Source organism: Klebsiella sp. CD33, assembly GCF_051992865.1.
Taxonomy (GTDB): domain Bacteria; phylum Pseudomonadota; class Gammaproteobacteria; order Enterobacterales; family Enterobacteriaceae; genus Klebsiella; species Klebsiella pneumoniae.
In genome coordinates, this window is sequence record NZ_CP197023.1 from 3,313,665 (window position 1) to 3,333,808 (window position 20,144).

The following is a 20,144-nucleotide window of genomic DNA, read 5'->3' on the forward strand; positions in this document are numbered from 1 at the left end:
GCTCCTGTAAACATTAGTCCATACGCTGGGCGCGCTGTAAAACCACCTGCAGCAGCACATTGGCGCCAGCAATCAGATCTTTGGCTGCGCTATGTTCTTTGACGTTATGGCTAATGCCATCGACGCAGGGGACAAAAATCATCCCGGCGGGACATACCGACGCCATAAATTGTGCATCGTGTCCGGCGCCGCTTGGCAAACGTCGGTAACTGAGCGCCTGACGCTCCGCCTCGGCTTCCACCGCATTGACGATCTCATCGGCAAAAATGACCGGATTAAAGCGCACCAGTGAGCGGCTGGTTATCTCCACGCCCTCTTCCTGCGACGTTTTCGCGACAAATTCGGCTAATTGCTGCTCCGCCAGACATAAGATCGCATTATCGGTATTGCGGAGATCCACTGACATGACGACATGGTTGGGAATGACGTTGATCAGATTAGGCTTCACGCTGAAATGTCCAACGGTAGCTACCTGATTACCACCAAGGCTTAGCGCCAGCTCACGGGCAAAAACAGCGATTTTCGCAGCCGCCAGCCCGGCATCACGTCTCATGGACATTGGGGTAGTACCCGCATGATTCGATACGCCTCTCAGGGTAAATTCCTGCCACGAAATACCCTGTACGCCGGTAACCACGCCAATATCAATCTGCTCTTTATCAAGAATTGGTCCCTGTTCGATATGCAGCTCAACGTAGCTATCTACCGCCATATCTCCCGGCTGACGTTCGCCTTTATAACCAATGTTACGCAGCGCTTCATCGAGCGTGATACCGTCGAGATCTTTTGCCGCGAGCGCCTGCGCCAACGGATACTCGCCGGCAAACACCACGCTGCCCATCATATCGGGCTGAAATCGCACCCCCTCCTCGTTAGTAAAGAAGGTTACCGCCAACGGTCGTCGGGTGCGGATCCCGGCATCCTGGAGGGTGGCAATCACCTCAAGGCCGGCCATAACGCCGTAGTTGCCATCGTATAACCCACCGGTGGCGACGGTATCGATATGTGACCCCATCATCACCATCGGCAACGTCTCCTCGCCGTGATAAACGCCGGTGACATTGCCGATAGCATCAATTGACACGCTCAGGCCCAGCGCCTTCATGCGGGCTACAACAAAGTCCCTGCCGGCTTTATCTTCGGCAGTCGCTGCCAGGCGGCATACGCCGCCGCCTGGCAGCGCACCATGTTCGCCAAGTGCATACAGGGAATCGATAAGCCGTTGGCCGTTAATCTGCAGATAATGACTCATATAACATCTCGCTAATAATGGTGGTTATTGGAACATGCCGTAAAAAATGGCAGATACGGTGATAAGACCGATCAGGGTGACGAAAACGTTGCTCGCTTTACCGCGCCAGGGGGCAAGCACCGGTAATTTATGAATGGCGTACATAGGCAACAGCAGCAGAATTGCCGCCCCGGTGGGACCGCTGATGCATTCGATAATACCGAGGATACTGGGGTTCTTGTACGCGGCGAACCAGCAGGTAAGCACCATAAACACCAGGATGACCGCGTCGACGAGGCGAATACCTGGTTTTTTACCGCGTGCGGCGGCGGCCTCCAGAATCAGGTCGCGCAGCGATTCATAGGCGCCGATGTAGTGGCCAAGAAATGATTTAGTAATAGCGACAAAGGCGATAATCGGCGATAGCCAGGCAATAATCGGTGTATCGTACTGATTGGCCAGATAGGACAAAATCGACAGATTCTGGGCTTTGGCTTCCGCCAGTTGCTGCGGCGACAGGCTTAACACGCAGCTGAGAACAAAAAACAGCACCACCACCGTCATGAGCAGGATACCGTAGCGCTGGATCTGCGCACATTTACCCTCAGCGAGCGCCAGACCGTAACGCTGCTTCTGGCGCACCACCATCGGCGAAATGATGGGATAGTGGTTAAACGACATCACCAGTACCGGGAAGGTCATCCACAGGGATAACATGATCCCCTGCCCATCGCCCGTGGCGCTGAAGCTTACGGTTTGCAAAATTGCGCCGTTCCAGTGCGGAATCAGAAAAAGTGCCATAAAAATAAGCGAGATGATGAAGGGATAAACCAGGGTGCTCATCACCCGCATTATCAAACGCTGTCCGAAACGGACGATAAACATCAGCCCGAGGATCAGAACGATGGCCACCAGCGACCGGGGAGGCTCGGCCATCGCCAACTGGTGGGTGATAAAGCTCTGCGCGGTGTTGGTGATAGCCACCGCATACATAATCAGAATGGTATAGACGGCGAAGAAATAGATGACGGTAAATACTTTTCCCGCCAGCGCGCCAAAATGCTCGCCAATAACATCGGTAATACTGCTTTCCGGCGTATTGGAAGAGTAAATGAATCTCGCCAGACCGCGGTGAGCCAGATAAGTAATAGGAAAAGCGAGGACAAAAACAATCAGCAGCGGCCAGAAGCCGCCAATTCCGGCATTAATCGGCAGAAACAGCACCCCAGCGCCAATGGCGGTACCGAACAGGCCAAGGACCCAAACGGTATCTTCGCTATGCCACTTTGCGGGATCGGAATATCCTTTATTGATAATTATATTTTCAGTATTCATCGGTCAGGTTCTCTCTATGCATGACGCGAAAGCGCGTATGTTTTCGTTATGAGTCAGAACGCTTGTCATACCGAGGGCTTGTAGGGTAGGTAAGATGGCCCCCTTGTTATTGTCGATAGCGCTCAACCATTACGGCCAAACCAGACGATGTCTTCATAGACATCGGGTGATGTATCTCCTTCCGTGCTGATTAACAGAACCTGTGCATCGGCATTCAGGCGCAGCGATTCGGCAAGCTCGCGATACGCCGGTTGAGTCATCAGCGCATAAAGCACTCCTGTGCCAATAGCGCCGGATTCCCCGGAGACAAAAGGTTCGTCAGTACCTGGACGCGGAGCGGCCAACAGGCGCATGCCGTTGGCCGCCAGACAATCGTCGGCGGAAATAAAACAGGTGGCATGGTCGCGGAGCATTGGCCAGCTGGTGATGTTAGGTTCACCACAGGCAAGCCCGGCCATCAGAGTTGACATATCCCCGCCGACGCTGTGCGGCAGTCCGTCATTAATGGTTGCCGAGCGATACAGGCAGTTCGCCTTGTGCGGCTCAACGATGATGATGGTGGGAGCCTGCTGCTGCATCTTTTCGATGAAATATCCCATGATGCTACCGGCAAACGACCCGACCCCGGCTTGTAAAAACAGATGCGTCGGCATCGGCGCTCCGCTTTCTGCCAGCTGCTGCCAGATTTCAACAGCGAGGGTCATATAGCCTTGCATGATCCATGTGGGGATCTGCTCGTAGCCCTGCCAGGCGGTATCCTGGAGTAGAACCCATCCCTGCTCGCGCGCGGTTTTGGCCGCCAGCCGAACTGTGTCGTCGTAGTTCAGTTCAGTAATCGTGCATTCGGCGCCATGTCGGCGAATATTCTGCGCGCGTACCGGCGACGAGCCCTTTGGCATATACACCACCGCACGCAGCCCAAGCTGCTCAGCCGCCCACGCCACGCCACGTCCGTGGTTACCGTCGGTAGCAGTCACAAATACGATGTCCTTGATACGCGCCTTAATCACTGGTGAATTAAGCTCGGCAAAGCTCAACGTATTAATATCTCGCTCAAGCAGAGCGGCGAGATATTTCCCCATCGCATAAGATCCGCCTAATCCTTTAAACGCATTCAAACCGAATCGCTGCGCTTCATCTTTTATATGGATCGATCCCAGCCCCAGCCGCTGGCTTAAAAATTCCAGCTTACGCAGCGGCGTGACCCGGTAATCAGGAAATTTTTGATGGAATGCCAGCACTTCGTTCCCCACGCTTTCATTCAGCAGACTCAAGTCTGCTCCCTGGCCATAGGGCTGCCGCCGGGCGTTAAGTTGAAATTTAATTGTGTCCACTATTCAGGCACCTCTATTTTCATATCGTCCTGCGACGATAACGTTATTTGCGACCATTCCGCCTAAACGACGGGTGCACGGATCCGTGCGGCCTGAGACAGGACGGTCGCTTTAAATTGGTTAAGTCAGAATGTGAGAGGCTTTTTGTCGCGATATACCGCTTTCCCACTGCCTGTGATGGTACACTGCGCCAGGCGGTTAATTGGCGCAAAGTTGCCCATCGCGCCGCAATTTTCACTCTGTTTTATCATTCTCACGCAACAACGTTGCATTAGTGAGGTTGATCACAGGCTTGCAGGACGAGATATATGATGAAACTTGACGCATGGGATAAAAAAATTCTTACGCTCTTGCAGCGTAATAATCGCTTGTCGCAACGGGAGATCGCCGATCGGATCAGCCTGTCTCCTTCGGCAGTCAATCGGCGTATCGCTGCACTGGAGGATGCAGGGGTGATTAAAGGCAGTGTTAGCTTAGTGGACGCCAGTAAAGTGGGAAGACCAATCACCATTATGGTGCAGGTGACCATTGAGAATGAACGTCTCGATCTGCTTGAGGAGGATAAACAGCGTTTCGTAACCTGTCCGCAAGTGCAGCAGGTCTACTATGTCACTGGCGACTTCGATTTCCTGCTCGTGATCAACGTCCGTGATATGGCGGAATACGAAGCGCTAACCCGTGAACTCTTTTTTGCCTCGGGAAATATCAAGTCTTTCCGGACCATCGTGTCGATGCAAAATGCGAAGCAGGAAATGACGGTCATTATCGAGTAAGTCGTGTAAAAGTCGAAATGGGGAGCCAAAGAACGCCCCGGAGGTGTATTTATTTCCGAAATCCACCCTTCCCTGTGCGAAATCTACTTGTCTGATGGAAGATGACAGGTAACATAGATATCCCCCCGCTGTTGGGGGAAGAGACTTTTTTATTGGACTACATAGAGAGATTATTATGAGCGTTGTGCCTGTAGCCGACGTACTCCAGGGCCGCGTTGCCGTTGACAGCGAAGTCACGGTCCGCGGATGGGTGCGTACCCGCCGAGATTCTAAAGCTGGCTTTTCTTTCCTCGCCGTCTATGACGGTTCCTGCTTTGATCCTGTACAGGCCGTTATTAATAATTCTCTGCCCAATTACAATCAGGAAGTGCTGCGTCTGACCACCGGATGCTCGGTGATTGTCACCGGTAAAGTCGTAGCTTCTCAGGGTCAGGGTCAAAGCTTTGAGATCCAGGCGACCAGCGTGGAAGTGACCGGCTGGGTGGAAGACCCGGACACCTACCCGATGGCGGCCAAGCGCCACAGCATCGAGTATCTGCGTGAAGTAGCGCACCTGCGTCCGCGCACCAACCTGATTGGCGCGGTAGCCCGCGTGCGTCACACCCTGGCGCAGGCGCTGCACCGCTTCTTCAACGAACAGGGCTTCTTCTGGGTTTCCACCCCGCTGATCACCGCCTCCGATACCGAAGGCGCCGGCGAAATGTTCCGCGTGTCGACGCTGGATCTGGAAAACCTGCCGCGTAACGATCAGGGCAAAGTCGATTTCGACAAAGACTTCTTCGGTAAAGAGTCGTTCCTGACCGTTTCCGGCCAGCTGAACGGCGAGACCTACGCCTGTGCGCTGTCGAAGATTTATACCTTCGGCCCGACCTTCCGCGCCGAGAACTCCAACACCAGCCGCCACCTGGCGGAATTCTGGATGCTGGAGCCGGAAGTGGCCTTCGCCAACCTGAACGACGTTGCCGGCCTGGCGGAAGCGATGCTCAAGTACGTCTTCAAAGCGGTACTGGAAGAGCGTGCGGACGACATGCAGTTCTTCGCCGAGCGCGTGGATAAAGACGCTATCGACCGTCTGCAGCGCTTTATCACCGCTGATTTTGCCCAGGTGGATTACACCGACGCCGTCACCATTCTGGAAAACTGCGGCAAACAGTTCGAGAACCCGGTGTACTGGGGCGTGGATCTCTCCTCTGAGCACGAACGTTACCTGGCCGAAGAGCACTTCAAAGCGCCGGTGGTGGTGAAAAACTACCCGAAAGACATTAAAGCGTTCTATATGCGCCTTAACGAAGACGGTAAAACCGTCGCGGCAATGGACGTTCTGGCGCCGGGCATCGGCGAGATTATCGGCGGTTCCCAGCGTGAAGAGCGTCTCGACGTGCTTGACGCGCGTATGGCAGAGATGGGGCTTAACAAAGAAGACTACTGGTGGTATCGCGACCTGCGTCGCTACGGCACCGTGCCGCATTCCGGCTTCGGTCTGGGCTTCGAACGCCTCATCGCTTACGTCACCGGCGTGCAGAACGTCCGCGATGTTATTCCGTTCCCGCGGACGCCGCGCAACGCGACATTCTAAATTTTTCTGACATCAATCTGAAAGGCCAGCGCAAGCTGGCCTTTTTTTATGTCAATTACTGTTAGTAAAATTCAACAACCTTAAACATCAAGACCTGGAAATCACAATTATGTTACGCACTGTTTCGGTGCATCCTGGTGATGTAGATCGCACTTTATGTTCATAACTGAGCAAAACCGCTGATAAATTTGCTCATTTTTTGACCTTTACCCGCACATCTTGCAAAGACAAAGACTGAATAAAAAGAATACGAATTCAATACACAAAATGAACGAATTGCCGCTTAGCCAAATTAATCATAAATAATTCATATAGATAGATAAGTAATCGCGTTTGCCCTTATCCGGTGGAACGGAATTTTGATTAAGTTCACAAAGTTCCGTTAAATACACATTTAGTTACATGATTTTTCGTTTTGTTACTCATATGAGATATTCGTAGCATTTTCCGGCTAGCGAAACGTTGTCGCGGATGGAAAGATGCCTTCAGACACCAAACTCTCATCAATGGTTCTGTAAGTTTTTATTGACAGAACTTATTGACGGCAGTGGCACGTGTTCATATAAAAAATATTAATGAGGGTAATAAATAATGATGAAGCGCAATATTCTGGCAGTGGTGATCCCTGCCCTGCTGGTAGCCGGTGCAGCCAACGCTGCAGAAATCTATAACAAAAACGGCAACAAACTGGACTTCTATGGAAAAATGGTCGGCGAGCACGTCTGGACCACCAATGGCGACACCAGTAGCGACGATACCACCTATGCCCGTATCGGCCTGAAAGGCGAAACTCAGATTAACGATCAGCTGATCGGCTACGGCCAGTGGGAATACAACATGGACGCGTCCAATGTTGAAGGTTCCCAGACCACAAAAACCCGTCTGGCGTTCGCGGGCCTGAAAGCGGGCGAATACGGTTCATTCGACTATGGCCGTAACTACGGCGCGATCTACGACGTCGAAGCGGCAACCGATATGCTGGTTGAATGGGGCGGTGACGGCTGGAACTACACCGACAACTACATGACCGGTCGTACCAACGGCGTCGCAACCTACCGTAACTCTGACTTCTTCGGTCTGGTTGACGGTCTGAGCTTCGCGCTGCAGTACCAGGGTAAAAACGACCACGACCGTGCGATTCGCAAGCAGAATGGCGACGGCTTCAGCACCGCAGCCACCTACGCGTTCGACAACGGTATCGCACTGTCTGCAGGCTACTCCAGCTCTAACCGTAGCGTCGATCAGAAAGCTGACGGCAATGGCGACAAAGCCGAAGCCTGGGCGACCTCTGCAAAATATGACGCTAACAACATCTATGCGGCCGTCATGTACTCCCAGACTTACAACATGACTCCGGAAGAAGATAACCACTTCGCCGGTAAAACTCAGAACTTTGAAGCAGTTGTACAGTATCAGTTTGACTTCGGCCTGCGTCCGTCCATCGGCTACGTACAGACCAAAGGCAAGGACCTGCAGTCGCGTGCTGGCTTCTCCGGCGGCGATGCGGATCTGGTTAAATACATCGAAGTGGGTACCTGGTACTACTTTAACAAGAACATGAACGTCTACGCTGCGTATAAATTCAACCAGCTGGACGACAACGATTACACCAAAGCGGCTGGTGTCGCCACTGACGACCAGGCGGCCGTGGGTATCGTTTACCAGTTCTAATCTGCAGTACACCCCTTCGTGATATGCCTTCAAAGCAGGACTTCGGTCCTGCTTTTCTGTATTCGTGAGACAAAGATCGTCTCTTTCGAAAACCTTCGCGCTTTTTGTCGCAAACGGTTGGCAATTCGTTATTCTCCCGTTAACCTGATAGCGGATTTCCCTTCAGTAATCACAATGGAACCTCGTCATGTTTGAGAACATTACCGCCGCCCCAGCCGACCCGATTTTAGGTCTGGCCGATCTGTTTCGTGCCGATGACCGCCCTGAAAAAATTAACCTCGGAATTGGTGTTTACAAGGATGAAACCGGTAAAACGCCCGTTCTGACCAGCGTCAAAAAAGCAGAGCAGTATCTGCTGGAAAATGAAACGACTAAAAACTATCTGGGCATCGATGGTATTCCTGAATTTGGTCGCTGCACCCAGGAGCTGCTGTTCGGTAAAGGCAATGCGATTATCGCTGATAAACGCGCCCGCACCGCGCAGACACCGGGCGGTACCGGTGCGCTGCGTGTCGCCGCAGACTTCCTCGCCAAAAACACCGACGTGAAACGTGTGTGGGTAAGTAATCCGAGCTGGCCGAACCATAAAAGCGTATTCACCTCTGCCGGGCTGGAAGTGCGCGAATACGCTTACTACGACGCGGCTAACCACGCGCTGGACTTTGATGGTCTGCTGGCCAGCCTGAACGAAGCCCAGGCGGGCGACGTGGTACTGTTCCACGGCTGCTGCCACAACCCGACCGGTATCGATCCGACGCTCGATCAGTGGCAGCAGCTGGCGCAGCTGTCGGTGGAAAAAGGCTGGCTACCGCTGTTCGATTTCGCCTACCAGGGCTTCGCCCGCGGTCTGGAAGAAGATGCTGAAGGGCTACGCGCTTTTGCTGCTCTACATAAAGAGCTGCTGGTCGCCAGCTCCTACTCGAAAAACTTTGGCCTGTACAACGAGCGCGTCGGCGCCTGCACTCTGGTCGCCGCGGATCAGGAGACTGTAGACCGCGCCTTCAGTCAGATGAAGTCGGTGATCCGCGCCAACTACTCCAACCCGCCTGCGCACGGCGCCTCCGTGGTCGCCACCATTCTGAGCAACGATGCGCTACGGGCAATCTGGGAGCAGGAACTGACCGATATGCGCCAGCGCATCCAGCGTATGCGTCTGCTGTTCGTCAATACCCTGCAGGAGAAAGGCGCGAGCCGCGACTTCAGCTTTATCAGCCAGCAGAACGGCATGTTCTCATTCAGCGGCCTGACTAAAGAGCAGGTGCTGCGCCTGCGTGAAGAGTTCGCCATCTATGCGGTAGCTTCCGGACGTATCAACGTGGCCGGGATGACGCCTGACAATATGGCGCCGCTGTGCGAAGCCATCGTCGCCGTACTGTAAGCGATAGTATTCGGTATAAAGAAAAAGGCCGCGAATGCGGCCTTTTTTATGTGTTCACGTCATGTCTGTTACCAGACCGGCATCTCATCCTGCAGAAACGGGTTATTACGGCGTTCCTCACCCAGCGTCGACAGCGGACCATGGCCGGGAATAAAGGTCACATCATCGCCCAGCGGCAACAGCTTTTCCTTGATAGCCGCAATCAGCTGCCCATGGTCGCCGCGCGGAAAATCGCTGCGTCCCACCCCGCCTTTGAAAATCACGTCTCCGGAGATCAGCAGTCGGGAGGCGTCATCAAAAAAGACCACATGGCCCGGCGTATGGCCCGGGCAGTGCAGCACCTGCAGCGCCACATTCCCCACATTGACCACATCGCCTTCATTGAGCCAGCGATCCGGACGCAGCGGTTGGCAATCCTCCAGGCCGAACATCCGGCTTTGCGCCGGTAATCCTTCCAGCCAGAACTCATCCTCTTTTTCCGGACCAATAACCGGTACGCCATAATGCTGCGCCAGTTCAGCCGCGGCGCCAACGTGATCGAGGTGGCCATGCGTCAGCAGGATCTGCATCAGCGTGACGCCAGCCTCCGCCACCACCGCTTTGATACGTTCAGCATCGCCGCCAGGATCGACCAGCGCCGCCAGCCGGGTTTGCCCGCACCAGATAAGAGAACAGTTCTGCGCGAACGCGGTAACCGGAATAATACGATAGTTCATGACGCTCCTTTCGTTACCAGTGCCTTACGGGACCGGTATCAATATGCACAAAGTTACTACGTGGGTAATATCCTACACCACCTGCGCGCATAGATAACGCCGCTTTGCGAATATTGCTTAACGAAATACCTTCAATATGGAAATCCATCGCCTGCCCCTTGGTGTGATAGCTGTGTTTCGCTACACCACGGCTTCGTGCGCGAAGCTCATCGTTGGTATCGAGGGAACGATAGCCAGAGATAAGCTGGACAGGTTTGTTGGTGCCAAGTAGTCCCTGCAACCGATAAAGATGATCGAACAGATTTGGATCGATGGACTTAATTTTATTCGCGCGATAGTCACGGAAAAAATGGTTAAGTCTTGCTAATTCATCCTGAATATAGCCTCTGCCATCGAAAAACTCCGCCCTGAGCGATTCACCGGTATGCAGGTTATTCAGCGTCAAAATACGCGGACGGGGGGTCGAGAGGGTGGCAAATGCCGGCGCAGGGAGAATGGCGGCAGCACCCAGCGCAGCGCCACCCAACGCCAGCAATCTGCGGCGATTAGCGTCAAATTTGTCCATGATAATCAGGTCTACAGTCAATGAATCGTTATATACTTTTTCCGCTTTGCGCGATGCCAGGATCAGCTCGCTATCGCTCGCCACGACCGAGATGTTGCCCGGCAAAGGAGAGCGTTCGCGCTAACCGCGCTACGCATTGAGCGGAATGATATGTATATGCACTTCTGGCGCACGAAAGGCACCTTACCGGGCATTATTGCCAACGTCAAGGCAGCCTCACCCCAGGAAAATCGGGCGCTGCAGAGGTGCAGCGCCCTTTTTTACCCAGTGCTAGGACAACAAAATCCATTGAACTACTTCATTTACCTGATTAATTGTTCCGCTTTCGTCAGAATTTGTGCGCTGGATCGCGCGGTGATATCGTAATTGTAAATATCTGTTCGATATTGTGTACGTCCATCAGCGTCCACAAACGCCGTTAAGTAATATAAATTCACCGGTATATTTTGCCGAATATTGACATAGCGCGTATCCCCCTGCTTCAGGGCGTCGGAAATGCGCGTGTCATTCCAGCCCGCGTCCTGCAGCAGCATATTGGCCAGCTCCGAGGCTTTATTGACCCTGACGCAGCCGGAACTGAGCGCACGGACATCCTTCTGAAACAGATTATGGTTCGGCGTATCGTGCAGATAGATAGCATCCGAACTCGGCATATTAAACTTGTAACGCCCCAGTGAATTACGTGCCCCAGGCGCCTGCTGAAAACGGAACGGTAAATTGTTCTCGGTGATGGTTGACCAGTCAACCCGGTAAGGATCGATGGTCTCTTTACTGTTCCAGCCGCGCATCACGGTGTAGCCATGCTGCTCCAGATAGCCAGGATTATTACGCACCTTCGGCAGAATATCTTTGCGCGCCAGGGTGGGCGGTACGTTCCACGGCGGATTGACCACTACGTTGTTCAGCGCGCTGCTCATCATCGGCGTCTTGCGGTCCGGACGTCCGACGATCACCCGCGAGGCCAGCACCTGGCTGCCGTCCTGGTAATAGACCAGCGAAAACGCGGGAATATTCACCATGATACCGGTCGATAGTTTGCCTGGCAGCAGACGTAGACGCTGAATGTTCAGCGCCAGCACGCCAGCGCGCTGCGCCGATGAGACATTGAGCCAGTCACGGGTGGATTGGCCGATGACCCCATCCGCCCCCAGCCCCTGCATGGCCTGAAAGCGCTTAACGCCCTCCACCAGCTGGCGATCGTACACACCGCGCGCCGCGGGCTTGCTCTTTTTCTTCGCCGAAGGACTCACCACGTCGCCGGGCAGAACGATATTGGCGGAATTTTCCAGCATCCCAGTACGCTGGAGGATCTCGCGCAGCGCGCCGATATCATTGCTCCATTCTCCCGGACGCAGCGAGCCGCTGCCGGTCATCTGCGGCCATGGACGTGAATCAGCCACCAGCGCCAGCAGCGACTGATGCATGGCCTCATACTGCGGATGACGCGGCGCCAGGCCGGCGATAAACGCCGGCAGGGAGCCATTATCCAGCGCCAGCTGCCACTGGTTAATCACCGACAGCGGCGGGGTCGCCATCTTGTACGGTGTCGAGCTATATAACCAGCGGGTCCCCTGGGTGGGGATGCCGCTGATAAAGTGCAGGTAGCCCATCATGGCATCAGACAACACCACATCGCGCGCCATACCGGTGACGGCAGGATCGGTCAGCAGACTGACCCAGGTGGTAAACTGCGGCTGAAAACCGGCGATGGCGATCTCCGCCAGCTGCTGCTGGAACGCCTGCACCGCCTCGCGGTTTTCCCACATCGGTTTCATATCCCTGGCGGCGTATAGCGAGACCAGCGGATTCATAAAGACGGGTTTGTAGCCAGCCGGCAATAGCGCTTCGATCTGGGCGCGACTGTTCGCCGCGGCTTCCATCGACAGCGGCTGCTCACCGGCCAGCTTCGCGACCGCCGGCGATTGCCCGTCGCTTTGCGACAGCGCGACGGAAAGCTCTCCAGGCGTAGCGGAGCTATCACCTGGTACGACTTCAGGCTCTGCGGCCTGGACATTGAACAGCGGAGCAAATGCCATTGCCAGGCTCAGACTGAGCGCTGACAATGGACGACCATACCGTTTCTTAAGCAACATCCCTTGCCCCCTGTTGTCACACATTGCCGCCCACAAATTCGTGGGCTTTAACACAGTATATAAAGACGAAAAGGCTTTTGCCTTACCTAATGTAAAGAAGCTTAAAGATTATACCACCCTGGCATAGCAAGCTGGATAGCAAAAAGGGCAACTTAACGTTGCCCTTTTCAGCGCTTACCCGCCAGTAGTGAGCTGCATCGTCACGAGGCGTCGGCCGTTCCCGGCAGCGCTTCCGGCAGCGGCGCGGCAAACCCGCGCAGCCCCACGACGTGCACATGTTCGTGATTATTGAACACCTTACGCACCAGTTTATAGGTAGTGCCTTTTTCCGGACTGATGTTCTCCGGCGCTGCGATAATCAGCTGCATCTCCAGACGTTCGCACAGCTCGAACAGGGTGGCGATGGAGCGGGCGTCGAGACGCGCCGCTTCATCGAGGAACAGCAGACGGCAAGGCGAGATATCCTTGCCGCGCAGGCGACGGGATTCATCTTCCCAACTCTGCACCACCATCACCAGAATCGACATCCCGGTACCGATAGCTTCCCCGGTAGACAGCGCGCCGGACTCCGCGCGCAGCCAGCCGTCGGAGCCGCGGTTAACTTCCACTTCCATCTCCAGATAGTTGCGGTAGTCGAGCAGCTCTTCACCGATGGTTTGCGGCGTACGCTGCCCCATGTCGATCTGTGGGTTGAGACGCTGATAGAGCTTGGCCAGCGCCTCAGAGAAGGTCAGACGATTGCTGTTAAACAGATCCTGGTGCTGCTCATGCTGCTCGGAGAGCACGTCGAGCAGCATCGAGTGGGTCTCACGCACATTGACGTTCAGACGCACGCTGTTGACCTGGCCGAAGGAGACACTCTGCAGACCCTGGTTGAGCATCCGGATACGGTTCTGCTCGCGCTGAATGGTTTTGCGAATAATGTTGGCCACGCTGCGGGAACTGATCGCCAGCTTCTGTTCACGGTTGGTCAGCTCTTCGGTCAGGCGGCTGAGCTCGATCTCCATCTGCTCGATCGCTTCCACCGGATCATCGGTGCGAATAATATCCTGACGAATACGCTCCCGCAGATGCTGGTACACGGCAACGAAGAACTGAATTTTGCGCTCCGGACGTTTCGGATCTTCCGAGATACGCAGCACGTCACGCAGGTGTTCGTTATCGGCGACCGCCAGACGCAGCGCCCCCAGCGCCTTATCCGACATTGAGCGCAGCTCATCGGCGGAGAGATAGGCCAGCTCGCGGCGATGCAGACGACGTTCGACGCCGTTGTCTTTCACCAGACGCATCACCGCGCACCAGCCCGCCTTGGCGGTCACCACCTGCTCGCGCATTTCGCAGTAATCGCGCTCCAGCTTGCGCAGTTTACGGGTCAGGTTGTCCATTTCCGCTTCGCAGAAGGTCAACGCTTTCTCCAGCTGATTGCGTCGGGAGCGGTTATTGCTCAGCTGCATGTGCAGCTCATCGCGACGCGCGCGAGCACGCTCTTCCGCGCCGGTGTCGGCGCGCACGCCAATGTCCTGCAACTCTTTATACAGATCGTTGAGCAGCTCTTTCTTGGTGTCATACGAGCTCTTCAGCGAGGCCAGCACCTGATTGTACTGACTAAGCTGCGCCGCATGGGCACGCATCGCGTCGCGCGCGCGGCTGCGTTCGGACTCCGCCTGCTCCAGACGCTGGCGCAGCTTCTCGTTGAGATCGCTGTTGCCGCTGAGCATTTCCGCCGAATCGGAGTAGCTGAAGTGGGCCCTGCGCTGCACAACTTCCGCCAGGGCAAAAGCCTGCTGACGTGCATCGCGCTGGGTTTGCTGCGCATAGGCGTAATCTTCTTTCAGCTGCTCAAACTGCTCCGGATCGCTCTGCAGCACCGAAACAATAGGCTCCAGCTTCGCCAGCTGGTTACCGTACTGCTGAATAAAGCGCGCGGCTTCCTGCGCTTCGTCCAGACGTTCCTGGATCTCGTCCACGCGGTCGGCCAGCGTATCATCCGCCAGCAGGTTCAGGCGCGGCAGCAGGCGGTTGAGCGCCGACACGCCCTCTTTCGCCTGCTCGTACTGCACACGGTTCTGTTGGTTATCGCTTTCATGGGCGCTTAGCGCACGCTCCAGCTCGCCGCGGCGGCTGTTGAGTTTGCGGATCTCTTCTTCCGGATCGTCCTCGAAAGCCACCGCCAGATGGCTGCCGATAAAGCGGCTGAAGGCCTGGTGCAGGCGCTGGGTTTTCTGCACATCGAACGACAGGGTCGCAAAACGCTCTGACAGCGATTCACGCTCGGCATGCAGGGTTTCAATGCGGTTTTCACGTGCCGCGCGGCCAAACAGCGGCAGCGACGGGAAGCGCGAATAACGCCACTGGCGATCGGCAATCTTCACCACCACCGCTTTTTCCAGCTCGTCGACGCTGAATACGCTGTCGTCAAAGGATTGCGGATCGCCTTCGATCAGATAGAGATCTTCCGGGCAATCTTCCAGCCCCTCAAGCTGCTCGGCTACCCGCGACAGATCCGGAACCACGATCGCATGGCGCGACGGACCATACAGCGCGGAGAAGTACGGCGCATCGTCGAGGCTAACATCATCGTAGATCTCGGACAGCAGAACGCCGCCGAACCGTTCCGCCAGGGCGTTGAGGCGCGGATCTTCCGAACCGCCCGGCTGGCTGAGACGCTCGATTTCTTCGTCGATGGCGCGCTTGCGGGCGCCGACCTCGTCACGTTCAACGATAGCCTCTCGTTCACGCTCCAGCAGCTGCTGCAGGTATTCGGTGACCTCCTGGCCGGACGCAAACTGCTCGCCGCTTTGCTCGCACAGCTGGTTAAGGCTGTTCTGCGCCGCCAGCCAGACCGGCGCCCGGCGCATCAGCGTCTGGGTACGCGACTGCAGTTGCTCCAGCTCCTGACGCAGCGCCATGCGCTGCTCCTGAGCATTGGAGACGCTGTCGGCCAGCGACGCGATGCGCGCTTCCAGCTCCTGATGCAGCGTTTCCAGATCGTCGATATCGTAACGTTTACCCTGGCGTTTGCAGAACTCGGCCAGCTGACGCTCAGCGTCCTGCTGCTCGCGCAGGCGCTGTTCAAGCTCGTTGAGGCGGCTGCGCAGCCCCTGCGCCTGCTCGGCCTGGTGGCGCTGGTTCACGCCGTCGCGCAGCAATTCGCGCGCCACGTCCCAGGCTTCATTGCGCGCCAGCGGGCCGTTAATCGCCGCCACCAACTGGTAAGCCTGTTCAAACTGGCTGTGCGCGGTTTGCGCCACGCTCATTTTCTGTTCCAGCGACAGCATTTTCTCCGTCGCTTCCTGCTCTTTCGCCTGGAAGGTTTCCAGCCACTCGTCGGCGCTCTCCGGGGTCAGATCCGGCAGATGGCACAGCGCCTTCGCGCGCTCCAGCGCCTGCAGCGCCTGGTTATACTGAATGGCGCGGGTCTGCTGCACATCGAGCGCCTGCTGATAGTCGGCGAGCTGGCTTTTCAGCTCATCCACTTCCAGCTCGGCGGCCTCAGCGCGGGCTTCGTTCTCTTCCTGACGATCGACGGCTTCCGCCACCACTTCATTCTGCTCTTCCAGACGGATCTGCAGCTCGTCGAGATCCGCTTCGTAGCGCTCGATTTTTTCCTGCTGACGCAGCGCAGTCTGCACCAGGTTCAGGTGATCGCTGGCGGCCTGGTAATCGGCTTCCAGATCGCCCTCCGCGCCGTTATGCTCCTGCAGTTCGCGCGCCATGTCGACGTGCTTATACTGCTCAGCCGCCAGCTGCGAACGCGAGGTGAAGAGATCGCGGCGATACTCCAGCGCCTTATCCAGGTGAATGCGCCTCTCGTTGGCGTGACGCATATAGTCCGCCGCCACGTAGTTGGTGGCTTCGCTGATCAGGTGTTTAAACAGATCGCGGTCGGACTGGGTAACGCGAATGGCTTCCAGCGTCATGCGGTTTTCCCGCAGCGCCGCTTCCATATCCTGGAACGCTTTACGCACGCCGCTGTTTTCCGGCAGCAGGTAGTCGCGCAGCGAGCGGGTAATGGTGCTGGAGATCCCGCCGTACAGCGAGGCCTCAATCAGGCGGTAGTACTTGCTACGATCGGAGGCGGAACGCAGGCGACGCGCCACCACGCCCAGATCGAACATTAGCGAGTGATATTCGGTGATCGAGTTGAACTGTTTAAACTGGACCCCTTCCATCGCCTCGAGTTTATCTTTCAGCTCGTTGAGGCTCACGACGCGCGCCTGGCGATCGTTCAGCGTTTCGGTCAACAGCTGGGTCGGCAGGATAGAGGTCGGCAGTCCCTGAATGGCGAAAGGTTTAATATCGACTTTACGATCGCGCCCGGCGACCTGCTGCAGGCGCACGCCGACCACCACGCGCTGGTGGCGGGAGTTGATCACATCGAGTACCGAGTAACACACCCCGGCGCGCAGCTTACCGTGCAGGCCTTTATCGCGTGAGCCGCTGGTGGCCCCCGCTTCGGTGGTGTTACGGAAGTGCAGCAGGGTTAAATCCGGGATCAGCGCCGTGACGAAGGCCGCCATGGTCGTGGACTTACCCGCGCCGTTCCCCCCGGAGAGGGTGGTCACCAGTTCATCAAGATCAAAGGTCCGGGCAAAGAAGCCGTTCCAGTTAACCAGCGTTAGCGAGCGAAACTTACCGCGTTCAATCATTACTCTTCCTCCCCGCTATCCGGCTGGTTTTCTTCATTCTCATCATTGAGCTGCAGGTGATTTTCCAGGGCCATCGCTTCCCCGTCGCGGATCAGACGGCGCTGCGCTTCGCGCGGGTCGTCGCCGGCGCGCACATCGGCGCCAAAGCGGAATACCGATTCGGTAATGCGAAACTTGCTGCTATCGTGGCCCATAAACCACACCATCCCCAGACGGCGTAAGCGGTTAAGCGAGGCCCGCATTTTTTCCTGCAGCTTCTGGCGGTCCAGATCCGAACCGGTGGAACGGTTGTTCACCAGCTTCAGCAGCCTGGATTCATCGGCCAGGGTCAGCAGCTCGTCATAGAGCTCCTGCTGGGTAAAAATCCCTTCGTTCGCCAGGCGCTCCGGGCTGAGATAGAGATAGCAAAGAATTTTGCCCACCATCATATCCAGCTCGGACAGTACCGAGCGCGAAATCAGCGTGGTGGACCGCGGGCGCAGGTAGAAGAATCCCTCCGGCGCGCGGATCAGCTCGACGTTATAGCGAGCGTAAAACTCTTCCAGGTAATCCTGAAAATCCATCAAAAATGCGTGATTATCCAGCTCGTCGAGACCGATATGACGGCCCGCGCGCAGGGCGCTGTCCAGCGCCGGAAATAACGGATTGGCCAACGCCTGCGCCAGCTTAACCGGCATCACTTGTTCAATATTTGTCAATGACATGCGCCTGTACCTTGGCTCCGTAATCATTAATCGGCTGCCATTTTGCCGGCAGTCCGGTGAAATCTGCCTGGGCGACGCCCAGCTGTACCGCCTGATCCACGACGATCCGCGCCACGTCGAAGTGACGCCCGCGCGGATACTGCGCCAGGAACTCCCGCGCCACCAGGCCGAGATCCAGCGGTATTCCTTTCTCTTTATAGACCGCCAGCTGCGCTTCGATCAGCGCCGCCAGCTGCTCGCGAATTTCGTTAAACTCTTCAAATTCGAGGTCCGCCGGCAGCTCGCCGGTGACCTCTTCATCGCGCAGGGCCATCTCTTCATCGCGCATATCCAGCAGGCGGTCGGCGTTGGCGTAAGTTAGCGCCCACGGTTCATCAAAATAGGTCTGTACCGACTGGCGCAGACGCTGGGCGAAGACGCGGTTCTTATCCATATCGATAGCGGTACGGATAAACTTGTGCACATGGCGGTCGTAGCCGATCCACAGGTCAATCGCCTGCTGACCCCAGCTGACGATGCGGTCGAGCTTGCTTTGCAGATCGAACACCAGCCGATCGACAAAATGGAGATCGTCGCGCGCCATGGTCGAGTCCTGAATGCGCAGCAGGTTCGCCTGCAGCTTATCCCCTGCCGCATCCAGCGTATCCTGCAGTTCGCGCAGGGTGCCGGAGGTTTCCGACAGCAGCAGTTCACAGCTGGAAATCGCCGCGCGCCAGTCTTTATTCAACAACTGCGCGATATCGTCTTTCACCAGCTGCTGCTGCTCATCCATAATGCGCTGCGTCAGGTCGATGCTGTCGAAAATTTCCGCTACGGAATACTTCAGCGGCGCAAAAACGTTGCGATGCCAGTGGAATTCATCACCGCCCTCTTCCGCGGCGTCCGCCGCGCGCTTCAGCTCGCCGGCGACGATCGACAGCTGCATCGAGAGACGCAGCGTCGAGAATTCGCGCTGACGGATATAATAATCGGTGATCCCAATCCCCAACGGCGTCAGGCGATAGATCGCATTGCCTTCGGTAATTTCGCTGGTAAAGCGGTTCAGCAGACGCTGGCGCACCAAATCGTTGATCGCGTTATTGGCGCGCTGGCTGATGGTTTCGCTGGTCTGCTCAAACGCATCACTGACGTGGCGGAACGCATCCACCAGTTCACCCTCGCTCATTTCCCCTTCCAGTCGTTCACCATTCAGAGTGGCGATCGCCAGCAGGAAAGAGAGTCTGTCGACCGGTAGCGAGATTGAAAAATCATTTTTTCTGGCCCAGGCAACCAGTTCGGGGACTGTCTGGGAAAATTCACTCATACTTTATCCTTGCATCTGCGGCTATGAGCCTGGCTCTTAAGCGCGGTGACATGAATATAACGGCCCAGGCTGAGATACGGCTCCTGACGACAGTAGCGCGTCTCCAGCGCCAGCAGCGCCGCATAGCTGTCATGCTGTTGGCGTTTTTCACGCAGATAATCATGAAACACCCGCACGCCGGTTTTGCTGACGATCTGCCAGCCAATCTCTTCCAGCCAGTGATAAACCTGCTGTGGTTCACGCGGATAATCCGGCGACAGCGTGCGTTTTTTCTTTTTTGGCATGCCCAGTTGAACGTAATCAAAATTACCGGCAACCATATTGTGCATCAACAGGCCGTTAGCATTGTAGAACATCAATGACAGTCCACCGCCAGCACGCAGCGTCGACCACAGGGTATGCAGTATTTCCTGGGGCTCCGCCACCCACTCCAGCACCGCATGAAACAGTACCAGATCGACCGGGCTTTCCAAATGCTGCGCAATATCCTGAGCCGCGCATTGTACAAAATGCATGTTGTCGATCACACCTTTATCGGCGGCCGCCTGGCGGGCGCGAGCCACCATCTCAGCGGAGAGATCGCACAGCGTCACGTGATGGCCCAGTTGCGCGACTTTGATGGCCGTTTGCCCTTCCCCGCCGCCGGCATCCAGCACCCTCAGCGGTCCCGGCCCCAGCTGCGCCAACAGCGGTTCCAGATCCTGCCAGAGGATCGCCTGACGCAACTGGCCTTTTGTGGTGCCGTAAATATTGCGCGAAAACTTTTCAGCAATGTCATCGAAATTGCGATCCTGCACGAGTGACTCCACAAGCCAA

Annotated in this window: 14 protein-coding genes; 4 read left to right on the forward strand and 10 right to left on the reverse strand. The window is 56.0% G+C overall.

The annotated features are described in order from the left end of the window. Positions 1-13: 13 nt before the first annotated feature. The 3 genes from ACR809_RS16520 to dpaL form a co-directional block, all read right to left on the reverse strand. Positions 14-1,252 (reverse strand): Zn-dependent hydrolase, encoded by a 1,239-nt coding sequence (locus ACR809_RS16520; protein ID WP_004141764.1) that lies wholly within the window; start codon positions 1,250-1,252, stop codon positions 14-16. A 24-nt stretch (positions 1,253-1,276) separates the two neighbouring features. Beyond that, positions 1,277-2,566, reverse strand: coding sequence for an aromatic amino acid transport family protein (locus ACR809_RS16525; RefSeq protein WP_004176676.1), 1,290 nt, complete (start codon positions 2,564-2,566; stop codon positions 1,277-1,279). A 122-nt stretch (positions 2,567-2,688) separates the two neighbouring features. After that, entirely contained in the window at positions 2,689-3,900 is a 1,212-nt protein-coding gene (gene dpaL, locus ACR809_RS16530; RefSeq protein WP_004199498.1) for a diaminopropionate ammonia-lyase, read from the reverse strand. Positions 3,901-4,211: 311 nt separating this feature from the next. On the opposite strand from dpaL, the gene ACR809_RS16535 reads away from it, so the two are divergent. The 4 genes from ACR809_RS16535 (at position 4,212) to ACR809_RS16550 (ending at position 9,298) form a co-directional block, all read left to right on the forward strand. Then, complete coding sequence (locus ACR809_RS16535; protein WP_002898209.1) at positions 4,212-4,673, forward strand: Lrp/AsnC family transcriptional regulator; 462 nt, start codon at positions 4,212-4,214, stop codon at positions 4,671-4,673. Positions 4,674-4,848: 175 nt separating this feature from the next. Further along, positions 4,849-6,249: an asparagine--tRNA ligase gene (gene asnS, locus ACR809_RS16540; RefSeq protein WP_002898206.1), complete on the forward strand. Its 1,401-nt coding sequence runs from the start codon at positions 4,849-4,851 to the stop codon at positions 6,247-6,249. A 591-nt stretch (positions 6,250-6,840) separates the two neighbouring features. Next, on the forward strand, positions 6,841-7,920 hold the full coding sequence (ompK35, locus tag ACR809_RS16545) for a porin OmpK35 (RefSeq protein WP_004141771.1): 1,080 nt from the start codon (positions 6,841-6,843) through the stop codon (positions 7,918-7,920). A gap of 187 nt (positions 7,921-8,107) precedes the next feature. Then, entirely contained in the window at positions 8,108-9,298 is a 1,191-nt protein-coding gene (locus tag ACR809_RS16550) for an amino acid aminotransferase (protein WP_002898202.1), read from the forward strand. A gap of 68 nt (positions 9,299-9,366) precedes the next feature. Here the strand turns inward: ACR809_RS16550 and ACR809_RS16555 are convergent, their stop codons facing one another. The 7 genes from ACR809_RS16555 to cmoM form a co-directional block, all read right to left on the reverse strand. After that, positions 9,367-10,014 (reverse strand): MBL fold metallo-hydrolase, encoded by a 648-nt coding sequence (locus ACR809_RS16555; RefSeq protein WP_002898200.1) that lies wholly within the window; start codon positions 10,012-10,014, stop codon positions 9,367-9,369. 13 nt (positions 10,015-10,027) lie between these two features. After that, positions 10,028-10,579: a YcbK family protein gene (locus tag ACR809_RS16560; RefSeq protein ID WP_002898198.1), complete on the reverse strand. Its 552-nt coding sequence runs from the start codon at positions 10,577-10,579 to the stop codon at positions 10,028-10,030. Positions 10,580-10,881: 302 nt separating this feature from the next. Continuing rightward, positions 10,882-12,672, reverse strand: coding sequence for a L,D-transpeptidase (gene ldtD / locus ACR809_RS16565; protein ID WP_002898195.1), 1,791 nt, complete (start codon positions 12,670-12,672; stop codon positions 10,882-10,884). Between the two features lie 200 nt (positions 12,673-12,872). Beyond that, positions 12,873-17,321: a chromosome partition protein MukB gene (gene mukB / locus ACR809_RS16570; RefSeq protein ID WP_122051437.1), complete on the reverse strand. Its 4,449-nt coding sequence runs from the start codon at positions 17,319-17,321 to the stop codon at positions 12,873-12,875. Further along, entirely contained in the window at positions 17,321-18,025 is a 705-nt protein-coding gene (gene mukE / locus ACR809_RS16575; protein ID WP_004150840.1) for a chromosome partition protein MukE, read from the reverse strand. Before mukE ends, mukB begins: the two co-directional genes overlap by 1 nt. Continuing rightward, the gene (gene mukF, locus ACR809_RS16580; protein WP_002898189.1) at positions 18,006-19,328 is read right to left on the reverse strand and encodes a chromosome partition protein MukF; all 1,323 of its coding nucleotides are present in this window, start codon (positions 19,326-19,328) and stop codon (positions 18,006-18,008) included. Before mukF ends, mukE begins: the two co-directional genes overlap by 20 nt. Beyond that, the gene (cmoM, locus tag ACR809_RS16585) at positions 19,325-20,125 is read right to left on the reverse strand and encodes a tRNA uridine 5-oxyacetic acid(34) methyltransferase CmoM (RefSeq protein ID WP_002898187.1); all 801 of its coding nucleotides are present in this window, start codon (positions 20,123-20,125) and stop codon (positions 19,325-19,327) included. Before cmoM ends, mukF begins: the two co-directional genes overlap by 4 nt. Between the last annotated feature and the right edge of the window lie 19 nt (positions 20,126-20,144).